Consider the following 14833-nt stretch of genomic DNA (forward strand, 5'->3'; position numbering starts at 1 on the left):
AATGGGGTTAGATTGCACAAAGTGCTAAATTCAAAACCCCTAAGATTTTGCTCCTGTTGGGCATAATTTTCGTAGCCTGTTTATGGTGGGCTGTACTTAGAAGCTAAACGTTGTCCGAACCGTACCAACATAAGTATTGTGATTACTATCATTATGTTCTGGACTTGTAATCACAAATAGTCCCGGAGTTATTGCCAGATTATCTGTGACTAGAAAATGGTAAAAGGCTTCGAGATGTAAAGACGTATCCTTATCTTTGAAGTCATCACCGAAACTATTGTGGGATATATGATTCTTTAATTGAATAAGAAGCTGTTCATTGCTTGTTGCAGACCCACAAAGGCTTTGATACTTACTTACAGCGCACAGAGGTTCTGTTTAACGATCGCAATCCTAGTAAATTATCACCAAACGAAATTAGGACAGCACAAACTCAACTGTTAAATTTCATGCATAGCTCATCAATTTTTATGATTGATGATTTTCTCGATGACATCACAAACCCTGTTGAAGTCATAGCCGAGGAGTATCAGCAAGCAAATTGGGAACTGCGAAGGGCAGAGAATTTACATCTAAATATTATCTTAGGCAGCCTGTTAGTCTTGATCGCGATCGCCACATTATTAGCAATTTTCACTAGTCAGGCTATTGTCCGTCCTATTCAAGCAGTCACCCATTTTGCTCAACAGGTGACAGAGGAATCTAATTTTGATTTACAAGCACCCGTAACAACTAATGATGAAGTTGGGATCTTAGCTAATTCGCTCAATCGTTTAATTTTGGAAGTTCAGCAACTTATCAGAGTCCAAAATGATGCTAACGAACAGCTAGAAGTATACAACCAGGTACTAGAAGAGAAAGTACGCGAACGAACACGGGAGTTAAATGAGAAAAATCTCAGCTTAAAGATGGCATTAGAGGAATTGCAACGTACTCAAGTTCAACTTGGAGAAACTGAGGAAAATGGCGAGAAAAGCTGAAAAATAAATCTTTTGACCCGGAAATAGCCTAGATGTCGCCCCAAATACTCAATTAATCCCCAGTGGGGCAACACTATATTTCACCAGAAATCCTTGCTAAAAAGCTATTGGTTAATTTATCGCTACACAATAGCCATACGCAACTGCTAATTGCTATTGTCAAAATTCTAAGCAGTGAATTATCAAACTAGACCCCATAGGCTCCCGTTTTTTTGTTAGTATTCAAAAAAACCTATTGACACATTTTCAGATCAATTGTTTGTGATTTGTAAGTAAATGTAAACAATTGTTCCAAAAGAAAAAAAGCACCTGAGGTTTAATGACTGATTATTTCCAAGGAAATTTCCCATTACAATCCGTCCCACTGACGAAGAGTGTGGTCAAGAGCCACGCCCATACTGAGGAGGAGAGCGGAAAATTAGCTGCAACGATAGCAGAAGCTGGATCAGACCGCAAAGCAGGTGAAATTATATTGCTAAAAGTAGCAGAGGTATCTTACCTAGCTGATTACTTTGTGATGATGACTGGCTATTCTAGGGTACAAGTCAGAGCGATCGCTCAAGCAATTGAAGGAAAAGTCGAAACTGAGTTGCAACGTCGTCCCATAAGGACAGAAGGAAAAGTTGAGGGGAGTTGGGTATTACAAGACTACGGTGATGTGATCGTTCACATTATGATGCCCAAAGAACGGGAGTTTTATAATTTAGAAGCGTTCTGGATTCATGCAGAACGTATTTCCCTTCCAGAATCTGATGAGGGTGAAGGTAAGCCAACATGATTAGGTCTTCGGTTTCTAATTGCCCAGTTCCTACAGACCAACAACCGCTCAATGAGTACGAAGAGTTAAAAACCTCCTGGTTGTTTCGTGATAGCACTTTAGATTTGCGCGAATATATCACGAAAATAGCTTGGATTTGGGGTTTATCTTGGCTGATCGCAGCACCTGTGGCAGCAGCAAGTTTTCCTCCCCACAAGTATATTGCACATTTTATCCTTTGTGGTGCAGCAGCAGCCAGTGTCGGGGTCGTACTGGCACTGGTAAGATTATACTTAGGCTGGTTCTACGTGTGCGATCGCCTTGGCAGTCCTACAGTATTTTATGAAGAGTCAGGCTGGTACGACGGCCAAACTTGGACAAAACCACAGGAAATCCTTAACCGCGATCGCTTAATTGTTGCATACGAAATCAAACCCATCTTGCGGCGATTGCAATTTACCTTCGCTAGCTTGGCGGGAATGTACGTTACTGGTACGATAGTTTGGCATTTGTTTTAAAGAGTCATTGGTCATTGGTAATTAGTCCTTAGCTAATGACTAGTGACTAATCACCAATGACCAATGACTAAATTAATTAAAAAAAGGTGATAAATATAAACCCATGACAATGGGAAAACGAACTCAAGCCACAGCACTGGAAGTCCGGTTGCTGCGGGAAGGTATTATTGAATCCAGGCATATAGTCCAGGCTGTAGTATGCGATGATCGGGGACGGGTTCTAACCGTTGCCGGCAATTCTGAAACTGCTGCATTTATCCGTTCAGCCCTCAAACCATTTCAGGCACTCGCAGTCACCACCACAGGTACACTGGAACGCTATGACCTCAGCGATCGCGACTTAGCAATTATGACAAGTTCCCATAAAGGAACAATAGATCAAGTCCGACAGGTATTTAACATCCTTTGGCGAGCTGATCTTGACCCGACTATACTCCAGTGTCCAACTCCTGAAGGTAAGCACAGTCCTCTGGAATACAATTGCTCTGGAAAACATGCGGGAATGTTAGCTGTTTGTCAGCAACGCCGTTGGCCCTTGAATAACTACTTGGATCGCAAGCACCCAATACAGCAATTGATTTTGGGCAAAGTAGCAGAGTTGCTGCGAATGCCAGCCGCAGAATTTATCTGCGCTCATGATGACTGTGGCGCACCAACTTATTTGATGCAACTTGGTCACATGGCATCTTTATATGCGCTGCTAGCCTCTAGTACCAATCTAGATATGGAGCGCATCGTCCGTGCTATGACTCATCACCCCGCGATGGTAGCAGGAGATGGAGAATTTGATACGGAACTAATGCGCTTAACTCCAGGAGAACTGGTAAGTAAAAGTGGTGCCGAAGGAGTACAGTGCATTGGTAGACTCGGTGAAGGCTTGGGATTAGCGATCAAAGTCATGGATGGGACAAAACGGGCAAAACATGCCGTTGCTATTCACTTACTTAAGCAAATGGGTTGGATTAGTCCTAGCGCCGCCGAAAGCCTCTGTGAAAAGTTTACCACCTTGGGAAAATACACCCGTTTAGAAGTAATTGGAGAATTATCGTTTTTGTAGTTGCCAAACTCTTGACTATAGGTTATTATAAATAAGTCGAGAGCAACGCGGGATAGAGCAGCCTGGTAGCTCGTCGGGCTCATAACCCGAAGGTCAGTGGTTCAAATCCACTTCCCGCCACCAAATAAAAGATAAAACAAAAACCCTACGATCAGTGAAGATTGCAGGGTTTTTGTTTTATTTTGATCTATTCTGGAAGAAATAGCCATCTAAAAGGCGCGGAGAATCATGGTTGTGAAGTTGCAGCGACCAATTTTAGTGGGAGGATTGGGACTGTCCTTTTCTCTGTGGATGTTGGACAGTTGGCACGATTCGATAGTGCAGGTGGGTGAGTTTGGTTTATTGAGTGCCTTAGCTGTAGGCGGTGGTTTGTGGTTATTCCAGCAAAATCGCCCGAAAGACAGTTTAAAGCAGCTAGATGATATGCTCGTAGATCGGGCGACTGTAGAAAGTGCGATCGCTAAAACTGAAACTGTAATTAACCAACTAGCACAAGAAGCAGAAAACCATCCAGCTTTAGAGACACTCAGAGAACAAGTTGCCCAATTGTTGCTGGAATTAGACAGGCAAAAAATTAAAGTAGCTGTGACTGGCGGTAAATCCGTGGGTAAAAGCACTTTAATTCAAGTGCTAGAGCAAAATCTAGAGACACAAAATGTCGTATCTCTACAAGAGACACCACCTTTATTTAGAGAAGTCGGTGAAAACTCAGATGCGGCTATTTTGGCAGAAGTAGCAAAATCAGATTTTGTTCTATTTCTGACAAACGGTGATTTGACAGACTCAGAATTCCAAACTTTACAGCAGCTAAAAGCAGCAAATCAGCCGACAATCCTGGTTTTCAACAAACAAGACCAGTATTTAGCCGATGAAAGCGCCAGCATCTTGCTGTCATTGAAACAGCGAATGCAGGGAAATGTAGTTGCAACAGCCGCCTCTCCCATAGCTATCAAAGTCCGAAAGCATGAGGCTGATGGTGTTGTGCAAGAGTGGATGGAACAACCAGCAGCAGATATCCAGCAGTTAACTCAGCATTTGGGTGAAGTTTTTGCACAGCAAAGACAGCGCTTGGTTTGGGTAACTACCATGAGGAAAGCCGGGTTGTTGAAAGCTGAGGCGAAAAACTGGCTAAATGCAACCAGACGCGATCGCGCTACCCCTATTATTGAACAATATCAATGGATAGCTGCTGCTGCTGCCTTTGCAAACCCAGTCCCAGCCCTTGACATCCTAGCAACTGCGGCAATTAATGCTCAAATGGTAATAGATTTGGGTAAAATCTATCAGCAGAAGTTTTCCCTAGAACAAGCACAAACTGTAGCTGGAACAATGGGAAGTTTGATGCTGAAGCTGGGTTTAGTTGAACTTTCTACAAAGGCTATTAGTACTGTTCTTAAAAGTAATGCCGTTACCTTTGTTGCTGGTGGCGTAGTGCAGGGAGTAAGTGCAGCTTATTTGACTAGAGTCGCAGGGTTAAGTCTAGTTGAGTATTTCCAACAGCAGGAAATAGCAATAGATTCTGGAACTGGTTTGAATTTGGAGAATTTGCGGCAAACCTTGCAAAAAGTATTTCAGCAAAATCAGCAGATTGGTTTTTTGCAGGGATTTGTTAAGCAAAGCGTGAAGCGTTTGTTGCCAGAAGTGCAGCAAGTTGAAGTTGTAGGTATTCAGAAGGTTGTAGGATAATTTCACTTACTTGGTGTTGTAGAAACCTAAAATTTACCCAAGCCCATAATGGGCTTGGGTGTATTTAAGAATTATTGCGAAAGTTGGGAGTTACCAAACAATTGTGAATAAGGGTAGTTAGCTAAACAGCGCCACTGTTTCTATTAAATAGAATAGTTATAGTTTTGAAAATTAGCTTTAAATCGTACACCAAACTCCAATTTTTTTGATACTGCAAATCTAGACGAATTACATCTTCAAAACTACGGACTGTAGACCGCCCATTGACTTGCCATTCGCCAGTCATGCCCGGTTTCACATCTAAACGTTGCCACTCTGGTACTTCATAACGTTCCACTTCATCGGGTGTCGGTGGTCGAGTACCTACTAAACTCATTTCTCCTTTGAGGACGTTCCAAAATTGAGGTAATTCATCAAGACTAGTTCGCCGTAAAAAGCGCCCTACCTTGGTAATTCTGGGATCATTTTCATTCTTAAAAAATGCACCTTGCACTTGGTTTTTTACTTGGGATTTCCTTGCTTCTGCATCCACACACATGGAACGGAATTTCCAAATCTCAAACCGCTTTCCCATCCAACCACAACGGGTTTGACTAAAGAAAATGGGGCCAGGATCGTTAATTTGAATAGCGATCGCAATCGGAATAAACAAAGCTCCTGTAATTAATAAACCGACCACAGACCCGACAATATCTAAGAACCGTTTCATCCAAGATGCTACAGAAGGGTGAGTAGTGGGTAACGGCTCTACTTTACGAGAAGTTGTCTTCCGATGATCAACTAAGTCTTCTGGTTCTATTAGCAACCCATCATCAACCGACTCTAAGGGAAAAACCTGATCCAATCCTGTGAGTTTTAAGACTGCCATGACTTGAGGTGTTACATTCCGCAGTGTTAATGTAATTCCCTTAGTCTGGGCGTATTTAAAATTACTGACCAGGGCACCTAAACCACTACTATCCATAAAAGTAGTTTGGTGAAAGTCAATGATGATCTGTTTAGGATGTGAATTGGGCTGAATTAAGCTTTGGCAGGTTTGCTTAAAGTCTAAAGCCTCCAGCACGCTCAACCGCGCGGGCACCTGCATTATAGCCGTGTCGTTTAGGGAATTAACTGGAAAATCGACCTCTGTCGGTTGGCTAGTCATGAAGCTCTGCACTTTCGTTGCCATGTATAATGTAATCTGCCAAACATTATTTTGTCCTACAAAATTACTTAACCTAATATTTAGAATCAGTAGTAATAAGGACTAATTTCTCTTTACCGGGGCTGAGATTGGAGATCGCTAGCGACGATTCACAATAGAACAAGAAGCCAAGAAACATCCTTGCTGTTGTGTCGACGCAGCGCGATCGCGTTGCTCTCATCAAATCAAATGATTGCTAAAACTACGGTTACACCTACCGCACGCCTAGTTGAGGTCTTTTCTGCCATTCAAGGGGAAGGACTGAATGTAGGGACACGTCAAATATTTATTCGTTTTGCTTTGTGTGATTTGCGCTGCCACTTTTGTGATAGTGCCCACACTTGGAATGCACCTGCTACTTGTCGGATAGAGCGATCGCCTGGATTACGCGACTTTGAAATTCACTCTAACCCTGTTCCATTACCTATATTAATCAAATGGGTGGAACAGCAAAATCTACCTTGTCTACACGATAGCATTAGCTTAACTGGGGGTGAACCACTTCTTCATGCCCCATTTCTAACGCAGTTTCTACCCCAGGTGCGAGACATAACTGGTCTACCCATATACTTAGAAACTGGCGGACATCGCTCAGAACAACTAGCGATGATTCTTCCTTATTTAGACTCTGTGGGTATGGATTTCAAATTGCCCAGTGTTAGCGGCGAAAGCCATTGGCAAGAACATGCTAAATTTCTCCAATTATGTCATGACTCATATTTAAATGTTTTTGTCAAGATAATTGTGTCTCAAAACACAGATCCAGCCGAGTTGGAACGTTCAGCTTCGTTGGTGGCAGAGGTTAGTCCAGATATCTCAGTATTTTTACAACCTGTTACGCCTTTAGCAGTATCTGAACAATTCTCTCCAATACTTATGCTTGCGCCTACCGCCGATCAAGTTTTAACGTGGCAAGCTTTGATGAAGGGGTTTGTCAAGCACGTGCGTGTGATCCCTCAGACGCATAAAATGCTGAATCAACTGTAAAAGCTGCTGTAAAATTTGAGTTTGATAAAGATGTAGTCAAGAAAAAAGTAAGATTCTATGAAATGGGCATTGCTGCGGCTAATCAGCAAGGCAGCAGCCCCTCAGCAGACATTCCCAGTCTAAGGCAGAATGTAGGAGTGAGGAGTTTGAAGTTTAGATTTCACTCCTAATTGTAGAGACGCGATTAATCGCGTCTCTCCTAAATTACAACCCACCTTCGTCTGGAGTTCTGGATTTAGCTTTTGCTTTATTGGCACTGCGTTTGAGGGCAGAGAGTCTTGCTTCGTATCTTGACCGTTGGCGCTTGCTAGGAGTATTGTCAATCAGGGTTTTTAAGGCGCTACCGAGACTCTTGTAGGCATTGGGGAGGCTATAACCAAAACGAGTTGCCAAAGCGATCGCTTTCTCATCAGCATTGAGCAATTCTTTTAGTTGCTTTTCCCCATTATTCTTTTGATACAGTCGCCAGCCTGACACGCCACACAGCGACAAAGCTAACACCAGCAGCAATCCATCTTGTACCCACAATTCGCCGACAGCACCACCTAAACCGATGGCTAACGCTGCCATTTCCCAACCATCTTTAGGAATTGTGTCATTTTGAACGCGAGCAACTTCATGCCAGAACAGCAGATTACGCTGATCCATTGCGAGGGCATCCCATTTCACCAGGTCAATTTGAATTTCTACCTGGTCTTTACCAATTTCTTCGCAACGAACCAGGGGTGGATTGACCTCAGTTGTGCCTTCAACCGTGACCCAGCTCTGTAATTCTGGCGGTAGTAAGCCTTTCAACCGCCGTAGTTCACTCATTTCCGCTTTGGCAGAGGAGGTTGCATAGGATGTCATAATATCCAGCCCCAGAAAATTTCAGTATATAGTGAGGGTATCACTTTGGAGTATAGCTATTTAAGTGATGATCCGTCTCACTCCTTGGGAAAACTTCCTCGCTTTTTCCGTGCTTCCATTGCCTTTTCTAGCAAATCTAGCAATCCTGGAGCTTCTTCTTGGATAGTGAGTAACAGTCTTTCGCCAAGTTCTATATTCCCCGGATCAAGACCCGTTGCCATCACTTCTTTGAGGCGAGGTATGGCTATGCCATCTACAATCTGAATTAACCCACTCAGACAACGGTGAAATTGCTTTTCTGTGAGAATTGAGTCTTCTAGAGGAAACTCAATAATGGCACGAATTTCACCATCAGACGGGTCATACTCCCATTGCAACATTTTGGTTTCCCAGGAAATGGCAAGCATTGTCTGTAGGATAACCCCCTTGTGAGGGTGGTCTTGAATTCCTGACAGAACTTGAGGGGCAAATACCCGAAAAAATTTTCCCTCTTCATCCAACTGGACAACTATCAGAAAATCTTCTAGGTTATCAGCTTCTACACCTGTTATTATCCGGTCTTCTTCATCATCAAAACGGTAGTCCCAACCAAGGTTGTCTAAATAGTTGGCAATCTGTTTGAGGTTAGCTCCCATAAAAGCCTCATAAGGAACGGTGGAGCAGTTGTTACCAGACCTAGTTTAACCTGCTAGGGGTAGTTCTTTAGGTTGGTGTGGCTACTTCCGATCGCATCAAAGTATGCAATTAGGGCATGGGGTATGGGGCATGGGGCATTGAAGATAGGATAAACAGATTTTCATGCTGGGCTGTGAATAAGATTTCCTGGGGTTCTTTTGCTAATTCTTAAAGAAGCGCTAAATATATTTTTATAAATATTATCCAGTGAAGAATATAAAACTAATTAACTGAAGTTTAATATTATCTTCCAAGTTTAATGAATGTATTTCTATATCAAGTATGGTAGGTGAAAAGTTGAAATAAAACTCGGAAGTCTAAGCAAACTTGAGAGATTTACACTTAGCATCTAAGGTTTTTAAAAAACAAGTAAAAACTTAAAATCCGGTTTTTCAAAAGGAATAAATTTAGCACAAAGGCTGGTAAAGTTTTATATTACAAGCAACAAATTGTTTTTATAGAATGATTGTAGTGAGCAATACATTTATGATTGTCGATATCAATGAAATTTATGCGTAAATCAGCTTTAATTTTAGCGATCGCACCTCTAGTATGCGTGATCGCTGCTTGTAGTGGAGATTCGCAAACAGCAAATACACCCAGCACTCCCGGCAGTAATGCAGCTGCACCAGCAACTCGGAATCGCTGGGATAGTATTAAAAGCCGTGGTCAGTTAATTTGCGGTGTCAGTGGCGAAGTGCCAGGGTTTAGCTTTGTGAGGACTGACGGTAAGTATAGCGGCATTGATGTCGATGTCTGTCGTGCGATCGCCGCAGCTTTATTTGATAACCCAGATGCAGTAGAATTTCGCAATCTCAATTCCAAAGAACGGTTTACAGCTTTGCAAACTGGTGAGGTAGATGTTCTCAGCCGCAATACTACCTGGACTCTTAGCCGTGATACCTCTGTAGGTCTAGAATTTGCACCTGTGGTCTTTTACGACGGACAAGCCATAATGGTTCGCAAAAGTAGCAACATTAAGTCCCTAGCAGACTTGAAGGATAAAGCAATCTGCGTTCAAACTGGCACTACTACCGAACAGAATTTAGCAGACCAAATGCGGAAAAGGGGCATCACTTACAAACCCGTTGTCTTTGAAGACGTTAACGTTACTTTTGCTACCTATGCCGAAGGTCGTTGCGACGGCATTACGGCTGACCGTTCAGCATTAGTTTCGCGGGGTACAATTTTACCTAAACCAGAAGATAACGTGATTCTCAATGAAGTAATTTCTTCAGAACCCCTTGCACCAGCAGTTGCCAAAGGAGATATTAGGTGGGGAGATGCTGTTAAGTGGGTGGTTTATTCTCTGGTAAAAGCTGAAGAATTGGGTATTACTTCCCAAAATGTGGGTCAGTTTGCAACTAGTACCGATCCAGACATTAAGCGCTTTTTAGGAACAGAAGGCAACCTTGGTGAAGGACTCGGCTTAACAAACGACTTTGCAGCCAGAATAATTAAGCACGTCGGTAACTACGCCGAAGTTTACGATCGCAATCTCGGCCCCAAAACAAAACTCAATCTAGCTCGCGGTCAAAATCAACTCTGGAGCAAGGGCGGACTGCTTTATTCTCCGCCGTTTCGGTAGAAGAGGGCAGGGGGAGCAGGGGGAGAAATAAGAAATGACTAATTTAAAACCGTCTATATGGCGTGATGTCCGTTTTTGGCGGATTGCTTTACAACTCATTGCTGTATTTTTAGCAGCAGTTGTAGTAGTAATACTGTGGAGCAATCTCCAGCGCAATTTGCGGCAATTGGGTATTCCGTTTGGATTTGATTTTCTCAAGCAACAAGCGTCTTTTGATATTGGCGAGACACTGATTAGCTATAAACCCACTGACACCTACAGTCATGCTTTGTGGGTAGGGTTAATTAACTCCTTGCGGGTGGCAGTTGCAGGGATTTTTCTGACAACCATTGTCGGGGTAAGTGCTGGTATTGCCCGACTTTCTGACAACTGGTTAGTGCGGAATATCACGATGGTTTATGTAGAGATTTTCCGCAATACGCCCTTACTGCTGCAATTGCTGTTTTGGTACTTTGTTGTTTTTCTCAGTTTTCCCAAAACAGAAAATAAGATATCCCTTTGGGGCTTTATTGGCGTTAGTCAAAATGGCTTACAACTCCCTTGGTTTACATTATCACCAGAGTTTTCAGCTTTGCTGTTGGGATTAATTTTTTACACAGGTGCGTTTATTGCCGAAATTGTTCGAGGTGGGATTCAATCAGTACCGAAGGGACAATGGGAAGCAGCGCGATCGCTGGGGTTAAAACCAGGGTTAGTTATGCGGTTGGTGGTTTTTCCCCAAGCTTTGCGGGTAATAATTCCACCGTTGACGAGTCAATATCTGAATTTGACGAAAAATACCAGTCTAGCGATCGCGATCGGCTACCCCGATATTTATTTTGTCGCCTCCACTACCTTTAACCAAACTGGGAAAGCCGTAGAAGTGATATTACTGATTATGCTCACCTATCTCACCCTGAGTTTAACCATTTCTGTAGTCATGAATTTATTCAATCGCAGCGTGCAAATTAAAGAGAGATGAGAGGAATAGGGGAGATAAAGGGGATAAGGAAGCAGTTGAACTCGGAAGTTGAGCCTTTGAACTCGGAAGTTGAGCCTCTGAACTCGGAAGTTGAGCCTCTGAACTCGGAAGTTGCACCTTTGAACCCGGAAGTTGCACCTTTGAACCCGGAAGTTGCACCTTTGAACTCGGAAATTGAGCCTTTGAACTCGGAAGTTGAGCCTTTGAACTCGAAAGTTGCACCTTTGAACTCGAAAGTTGCACCTTTGAACTCGAAAGTTGCACCTTTGAACTCGGAAGTTGAGTTTATGAGGTTGAAGTATGAGTCTTTACAAATGACAAATGACAAATGACAAATGACAAATTAACTTGGCTACGTAAAAACCTCTTCAGTACTTGGTACAACAGCTTGTTAACTGTTGTCTGTTTAGCGTTAATTTTTTGGATACTGCGAGGAATTCTAACTTGGGCAACTACTCAAGCACAATGGGCGGTAATTCAGGTTAATTTACGTTTATTTTTAGTTGGTAGGTTTCCGCAAACGCTATATTGGCGAACCTGGATTGTGCTAGCGATCGCTTCAACTTTAGGCGCTGTAACTGCGGGTGTATTCTTTGGTAAGCAACAATTAACAAAGCAATTCTCCGCTTTATTTGCTTTTATCATCGGCGTTTTGTTAGTTGCTTTACCGTTAGACTTTACATCTCGCCTCTGGTTACTGTTAATTGCAGCTTTACTATTTGTAGGTTTTTGGGTTGGAGGAAAGTTTACTAAGCTCCTAACTCCTTGGCTTTCTCTATTATGGTTACTGTCTTTCCCCATTATTCTTTGGTTACTTGGTGGTGGATTTGGATTGCAATCTGTATCTACAAATTTGTGGAACGGTTTGCTACTTACCCTACTTATGGCAGCAATCAGTATTGTGCTTTCCTTTCCCATTGGGGTTTTATTGGCTTTAGGACGCACAAGCAATTTACCCGTAGTCCGTTGGTTTTCCATCCTCTACATTGAAATCATCAGGGGAGTACCACTGATTGGGATTTTGTTTCTCGCTCAAGTAATGCTGCCATTGTTTCTATCAGCAGATATGCGTTTAGATCGGGTATTACGAGCAATTGCTGGATTGGTTTTATTTAGTGCTGCATACATGGCAGAAAACGTGCGCGGTGGACTCCAGTCAGTTCCTCTCGGTCAAATTGAAGCTGCGAAAGCGCTAGGATTAAATACAGCCTTAGTGGTTTTGTTAATTGTCTTACCTCAAGCCTTACGTACCGTTATTCCTGCGATCGTTGGTCAGTTTATCGGCTTATTTAAAGACACTTCGTTATTATCTTTGGTGGGATTAGTAGAACTAACAGGTATTGCCCGTTCCATATTGGCACAACCACAATTTATTGGTCGGTATGCAGAAGTTTATATATTTATTGGATTTATTTACTGGGTATTTTGTTATTCCATGTCCTTAGCTTCTCGGCGGTTAGAGAGACAGTTAAATAATTAGTCATTGGTAATTAGTCATTTTGGTCATTGGTTATTGGTTGTTATAAAACTAATATTCATTATTAGGGCTTTGAATAATATGTCAGATATACAAAAGATAATTGTTGCTGAAGATGTTCACAAGTGGTATGGAAAATTCCACGTTCTTCAGGGTGTGAGCTTAACAGTCAATCGTGGAGAAGTAGTAGTATTGATGGGGCCATCTGGTTCAGGTAAATCTACCTTTATCCGCACATTTAATGCTTTAGAAGAATACCAAAAAGGAAGGATTGAAATCGACGGCATTACCCTCAGCCATGACTTGCGAAATATTGAAACCATTCGCAAAGAAGTGGGAATGGTGTTTCAGCAATTTAATTTATTTCCTCATCTCACAGTGCTGCAAAATATCTCTTTAGCACCAATTTGGGTACGGCGAGCGCCAAAGGCAAAAGCCGAAGAATTAGCAATGCAACTATTAGAAAGAGTAGGAATTTTAGAACAGGCGCAGAAATATCCAGGACAGTTATCTGGTGGACAACAGCAACGAGTTGCGATCGCACGCGCTTTAGCTATGCAACCCAAAATTATGCTGTTTGACGAACCTACCTCAGCCTTAGATCCAGAAATGGTACGAGAAGTTTTGGATGTAATGCGAAATCTCGCCCGTGATGGGATGACAATGGTAGTCGTCACCCACGAAGTAGGATTTGCCCGCGAAGTCGCCGATCGAGTTATTTTAATGGATAGCGGTTCCCTCGTCGAGTCAGCCACCCCTGACGCATTTTTCAGCCACCCCAAAGAAGAAAGAACACGCAAGTTTTTATCACAAATTCTCTAAAACCTCTGCGCTACTTTGCGCTTACCTCTGCGCCCCTCTGCGTTTCACTTCAAATTGTTGTTTCGCTAAGTTGTGAATGTATTATTGAAATGGAAAATCTTAAATCAAGCACTACCATAAATTGGAATTAAACCCGTGTCTGCTAAAGATGCTTTTCATACAGTTGTCAAAACAGCACTTGAGAAAGAAGGGTGGTTAATCACTCATGATCCTTATACTCTCCAGGCGGGAACCCTTGAGCTATATATTGATTTAGGAGCAGAAAAAGTTATTGCAGCCAAAAAAAGGACAGAAAATAGCTGTTGAAATTAAAAGTTTTTTGAGTCCTTAAAAAATTACAGAACTTTATGCTGCATTAGGGCAATTTATCATTTACCGAATTGCTTTACAAAAACAAGAAGCTAATCGCACTTTATATTTAGCAGTTCCTAGTACTGTTTATAATGAATTTTTTATACTTCCATTTATTCAATCTGTCATTCAAACTAATCAACTCTGTTTACTAATTTATAATATTGAACAGGAAGAGATCGCACAATGGCAAAGCTAGACAAATATCGACATATATATTAAAAATTTGCTTCAACAACACGCTAGTACTGTTTGGGATAATCGCATTCAAGCACAGACAATTTTTGATACAGAACACGATCATTATCAATTAGTTTATGTAGGTTGGCGCGATCAAAATCGCATATATGGGCCTGTTCTCCATCTAGATATTATTAACGAGAAAATCTGGATTCAGCAAGATGGGACAGAGGTAGGCATTGCCAATGAATTGGTTGAATTAGGTGTACCAAAAGAGGATATTGTTTTAGGTTTCCAGTTACCATCAGTGCGTAAATATACAGACTTTGCTGTTAGTTAAGGATGGGTTTAAAGCCGCGTTCAACAGCTACTTTTAAGGCTCTTGCTTTACTTACTAAGCCACGTCGGTAAACCTGCATGAGTTCATCTAGTTGACGAACTTCTGCATCATTTAGCTGTCCCTCTCGGTGACGCACTTGCAACTCACTGAAAACCTCTTGCTGCTGAGTTTCCATCTGCATATCGCACATAGCTAAAACCTGATCATCTGGTAATGACTCGATAGCTAGTTCAGTGATAGCGCGGTCAATTTCAGCCATTTTCTGCCTGCTTACCTTTTACTTATGATTGTATCTGCGATCGCTCTGCATCTTCTCGTTAAAAAGAGCGATCGCTTTTCTTTATTAGCGTGGGTGGTTCGTTTAAAAAGAGCGATCGTTATTAGTACAGAATAGAACTCAAATTGGGAATACTGAGTAA

General features: G+C 42.1%; 15 protein-coding genes, 1 tRNA gene and 3 pseudogenes. 14 read left to right on the forward strand and 5 right to left on the reverse strand.

Annotated elements, in window-relative coordinates:
• Nucleotides 1-96 precede the first annotated feature (96 nt).
• Nucleotides 97-258 (reverse strand): annotated as a pseudogene (locus H6G86_RS18615) (carbohydrate porin); the annotation flags it as partial.
• A gap of 68 nt (nt 259-326) precedes the next feature.
• On the opposite strand from H6G86_RS18615, the gene H6G86_RS18620 reads away from it, so the two are divergent.
• The 6 genes from H6G86_RS18620 (at nt 327) to H6G86_RS18645 (ending at nt 4998) form a co-directional block, all read left to right on the forward strand.
• Complete coding sequence (locus H6G86_RS18620) at nt 327-980, forward strand: HAMP domain-containing protein (RefSeq protein ID WP_242064857.1); 654 nt, start codon at nt 327-329, stop codon at nt 978-980.
• Between the two features lie 319 nt (nt 981-1299).
• Complete coding sequence (rsfS, locus tag H6G86_RS18625; RefSeq protein WP_163935637.1) at nt 1300-1758, forward strand: ribosome silencing factor; 459 nt, start codon at nt 1300-1302, stop codon at nt 1756-1758.
• Nucleotides 1755-2255, forward strand: a complete 501-nt coding sequence (locus tag H6G86_RS18630) for a CGLD27 family protein (protein WP_190935536.1) — start codon at nt 1755-1757, stop codon at nt 2253-2255. The genes rsfS and H6G86_RS18630 overlap by 4 nt, the downstream gene beginning before the upstream one ends.
• A 103-nt stretch (nt 2256-2358) precedes the next feature.
• Nucleotides 2359-3312, forward strand: a complete 954-nt coding sequence (locus tag H6G86_RS18635) for an asparaginase (RefSeq protein WP_190935537.1) — start codon at nt 2359-2361, stop codon at nt 3310-3312.
• 46 nt (nt 3313-3358) lie between these two features.
• Nucleotides 3359-3435, forward strand: a tRNA-Met gene (locus tag H6G86_RS18640).
• A gap of 105 nt (nt 3436-3540) precedes the next feature.
• Entirely contained in the window at nt 3541-4998 is a 1458-nt protein-coding gene (locus tag H6G86_RS18645; protein WP_190935538.1) for a YcjF family protein, read from the forward strand.
• Between the two features lie 121 nt (nt 4999-5119).
• Here H6G86_RS18645 and H6G86_RS18650 read toward each other — a convergent pair whose 3' ends face one another.
• Nucleotides 5120-6169 carry an anti-sigma factor antagonist gene (locus tag H6G86_RS18650; protein ID WP_190935539.1) on the reverse strand — a complete coding sequence of 350 codons (1050 nt, stop codon included), beginning with the start codon at nt 6167-6169 and terminating at the stop codon, nt 5120-5122.
• A gap of 204 nt (nt 6170-6373) precedes the next feature.
• Here H6G86_RS18650 and H6G86_RS18655 point away from each other — a divergent pair, with 204 nt between their 5' ends.
• Complete coding sequence (locus tag H6G86_RS18655) at nt 6374-7171, forward strand: 7-carboxy-7-deazaguanine synthase QueE (RefSeq protein ID WP_190935563.1); 798 nt, start codon at nt 6374-6376, stop codon at nt 7169-7171.
• A gap of 204 nt (nt 7172-7375) precedes the next feature.
• Here H6G86_RS18655 and H6G86_RS18660 read toward each other — a convergent pair whose 3' ends face one another.
• Both H6G86_RS18660 and H6G86_RS18665 read right to left on the reverse strand, forming a co-directional pair.
• On the reverse strand, nt 7376-8020 hold the full coding sequence (locus H6G86_RS18660) for a DUF3318 domain-containing protein (protein WP_190935540.1): 645 nt from the start codon (nt 8018-8020) through the stop codon (nt 7376-7378).
• A gap of 77 nt (nt 8021-8097) precedes the next feature.
• Nucleotides 8098-8655, reverse strand: coding sequence for a hypothetical protein (locus H6G86_RS18665; RefSeq protein WP_114085028.1), 558 nt, complete (start codon nt 8653-8655; stop codon nt 8098-8100).
• Nucleotides 8656-9206: 551 nt separating this feature from the next.
• On the opposite strand from H6G86_RS18665, the gene H6G86_RS18670 reads away from it, so the two are divergent.
• From H6G86_RS18670 to H6G86_RS18700, 7 genes and pseudogenes are all read left to right on the forward strand, one after another.
• Nucleotides 9207-10283, forward strand: a complete 1077-nt coding sequence (locus tag H6G86_RS18670) for an amino acid ABC transporter substrate-binding protein (protein ID WP_190935541.1) — start codon at nt 9207-9209, stop codon at nt 10281-10283.
• Nucleotides 10284-10317: 34 nt separating this feature from the next.
• Nucleotides 10318-11244, forward strand: coding sequence for an amino acid ABC transporter permease (locus H6G86_RS18675; protein ID WP_190935542.1), 927 nt, complete (start codon nt 10318-10320; stop codon nt 11242-11244).
• A gap of 35 nt (nt 11245-11279) precedes the next feature.
• A complete protein-coding gene (locus H6G86_RS18680) occupies nt 11280-11576 on the forward strand; it encodes a hypothetical protein (protein WP_190935543.1) in 297 nt (98 codons plus the stop codon).
• Nucleotides 11573-12724 carry an amino acid ABC transporter permease gene (locus H6G86_RS18685; RefSeq protein ID WP_190935544.1) on the forward strand — a complete coding sequence of 384 codons (1152 nt, stop codon included), beginning with the start codon at nt 11573-11575 and terminating at the stop codon, nt 12722-12724. The genes H6G86_RS18680 and H6G86_RS18685 overlap by 4 nt, the downstream gene beginning before the upstream one ends.
• Nucleotides 12725-12802: 78 nt before the next feature.
• Nucleotides 12803-13543, forward strand: coding sequence for an amino acid ABC transporter ATP-binding protein (locus tag H6G86_RS18690; protein WP_190935545.1), 741 nt, complete (start codon nt 12803-12805; stop codon nt 13541-13543).
• A gap of 135 nt (nt 13544-13678) precedes the next feature.
• Nucleotides 13679-14093 (forward strand): annotated as a pseudogene (locus H6G86_RS18695) (element excision factor XisH family protein).
• A pseudogene (locus H6G86_RS18700) lies at nt 14081-14414 on the forward strand (XisI protein). The pseudogenes H6G86_RS18695 and H6G86_RS18700 overlap by 13 nt, the downstream one beginning before the upstream one ends.
• On the opposite strand, the gene H6G86_RS18705 reads toward H6G86_RS18700, so the two are convergent.
• Complete coding sequence (locus H6G86_RS18705) at nt 14407-14673, reverse strand: hypothetical protein (RefSeq protein ID WP_242064858.1); 267 nt, start codon at nt 14671-14673, stop codon at nt 14407-14409. The pseudogene H6G86_RS18700 and the gene H6G86_RS18705 overlap by 8 nt on opposite strands.
• Between the last annotated feature and the right edge of the window lie 160 nt (nt 14674-14833).

Origin of the sequence: Nostoc sp. FACHB-133 (assembly GCF_014698055.1) — a bacterium.
Classification (GTDB): Bacteria; Cyanobacteriota; Cyanobacteriia; order Cyanobacteriales; family Nostocaceae; genus Nostoc.

Coding starts and splice junctions, on each gene's coding strand:
- H6G86_RS18665 (WP_114085028.1), bottom strand. CDS start 8,655: ATGGGAGCTAACCTCAAACAGATTGCCAACTATTTAGACAACCTTGGT.
- H6G86_RS18675 (WP_190935542.1), top strand. CDS start 10,318: ATGACTAATTTAAAACCGTCTATATGGCGTGATGTCCGTTTTTGGCGG.
- H6G86_RS18660 (WP_190935540.1), bottom strand. CDS start 8,020: ATGACATCCTATGCAACCTCCTCTGCCAAAGCGGAAATGAGTGAACTA.
- H6G86_RS18630 (WP_190935536.1), top strand. CDS start 1,755: ATGATTAGGTCTTCGGTTTCTAATTGCCCAGTTCCTACAGACCAACAA.
- H6G86_RS18645 (WP_190935538.1), top strand. CDS start 3,541: ATGGTTGTGAAGTTGCAGCGACCAATTTTAGTGGGAGGATTGGGACTG.
- H6G86_RS18705 (WP_242064858.1), bottom strand. CDS start 14,673: ATGGCTGAAATTGACCGCGCTATCACTGAACTAGCTATCGAGTCATTA.
- H6G86_RS18690 (WP_190935545.1), top strand. CDS start 12,803: ATGTCAGATATACAAAAGATAATTGTTGCTGAAGATGTTCACAAGTGG.
- H6G86_RS18650 (WP_190935539.1), bottom strand. CDS start 6,169: ATGGCAACGAAAGTGCAGAGCTTCATGACTAGCCAACCGACAGAGGTC.
- H6G86_RS18635 (WP_190935537.1), top strand. CDS start 2,359: ATGACAATGGGAAAACGAACTCAAGCCACAGCACTGGAAGTCCGGTTG.
- H6G86_RS18670 (WP_190935541.1), top strand. CDS start 9,207: ATGCGTAAATCAGCTTTAATTTTAGCGATCGCACCTCTAGTATGCGTG.
- rsfS (WP_163935637.1), top strand. CDS start 1,300: ATGACTGATTATTTCCAAGGAAATTTCCCATTACAATCCGTCCCACTG.
- H6G86_RS18685 (WP_190935544.1), top strand. CDS start 11,573: ATGACAAATGACAAATTAACTTGGCTACGTAAAAACCTCTTCAGTACT.
- H6G86_RS18655 (WP_190935563.1), top strand. CDS start 6,374: ATGATTGCTAAAACTACGGTTACACCTACCGCACGCCTAGTTGAGGTC.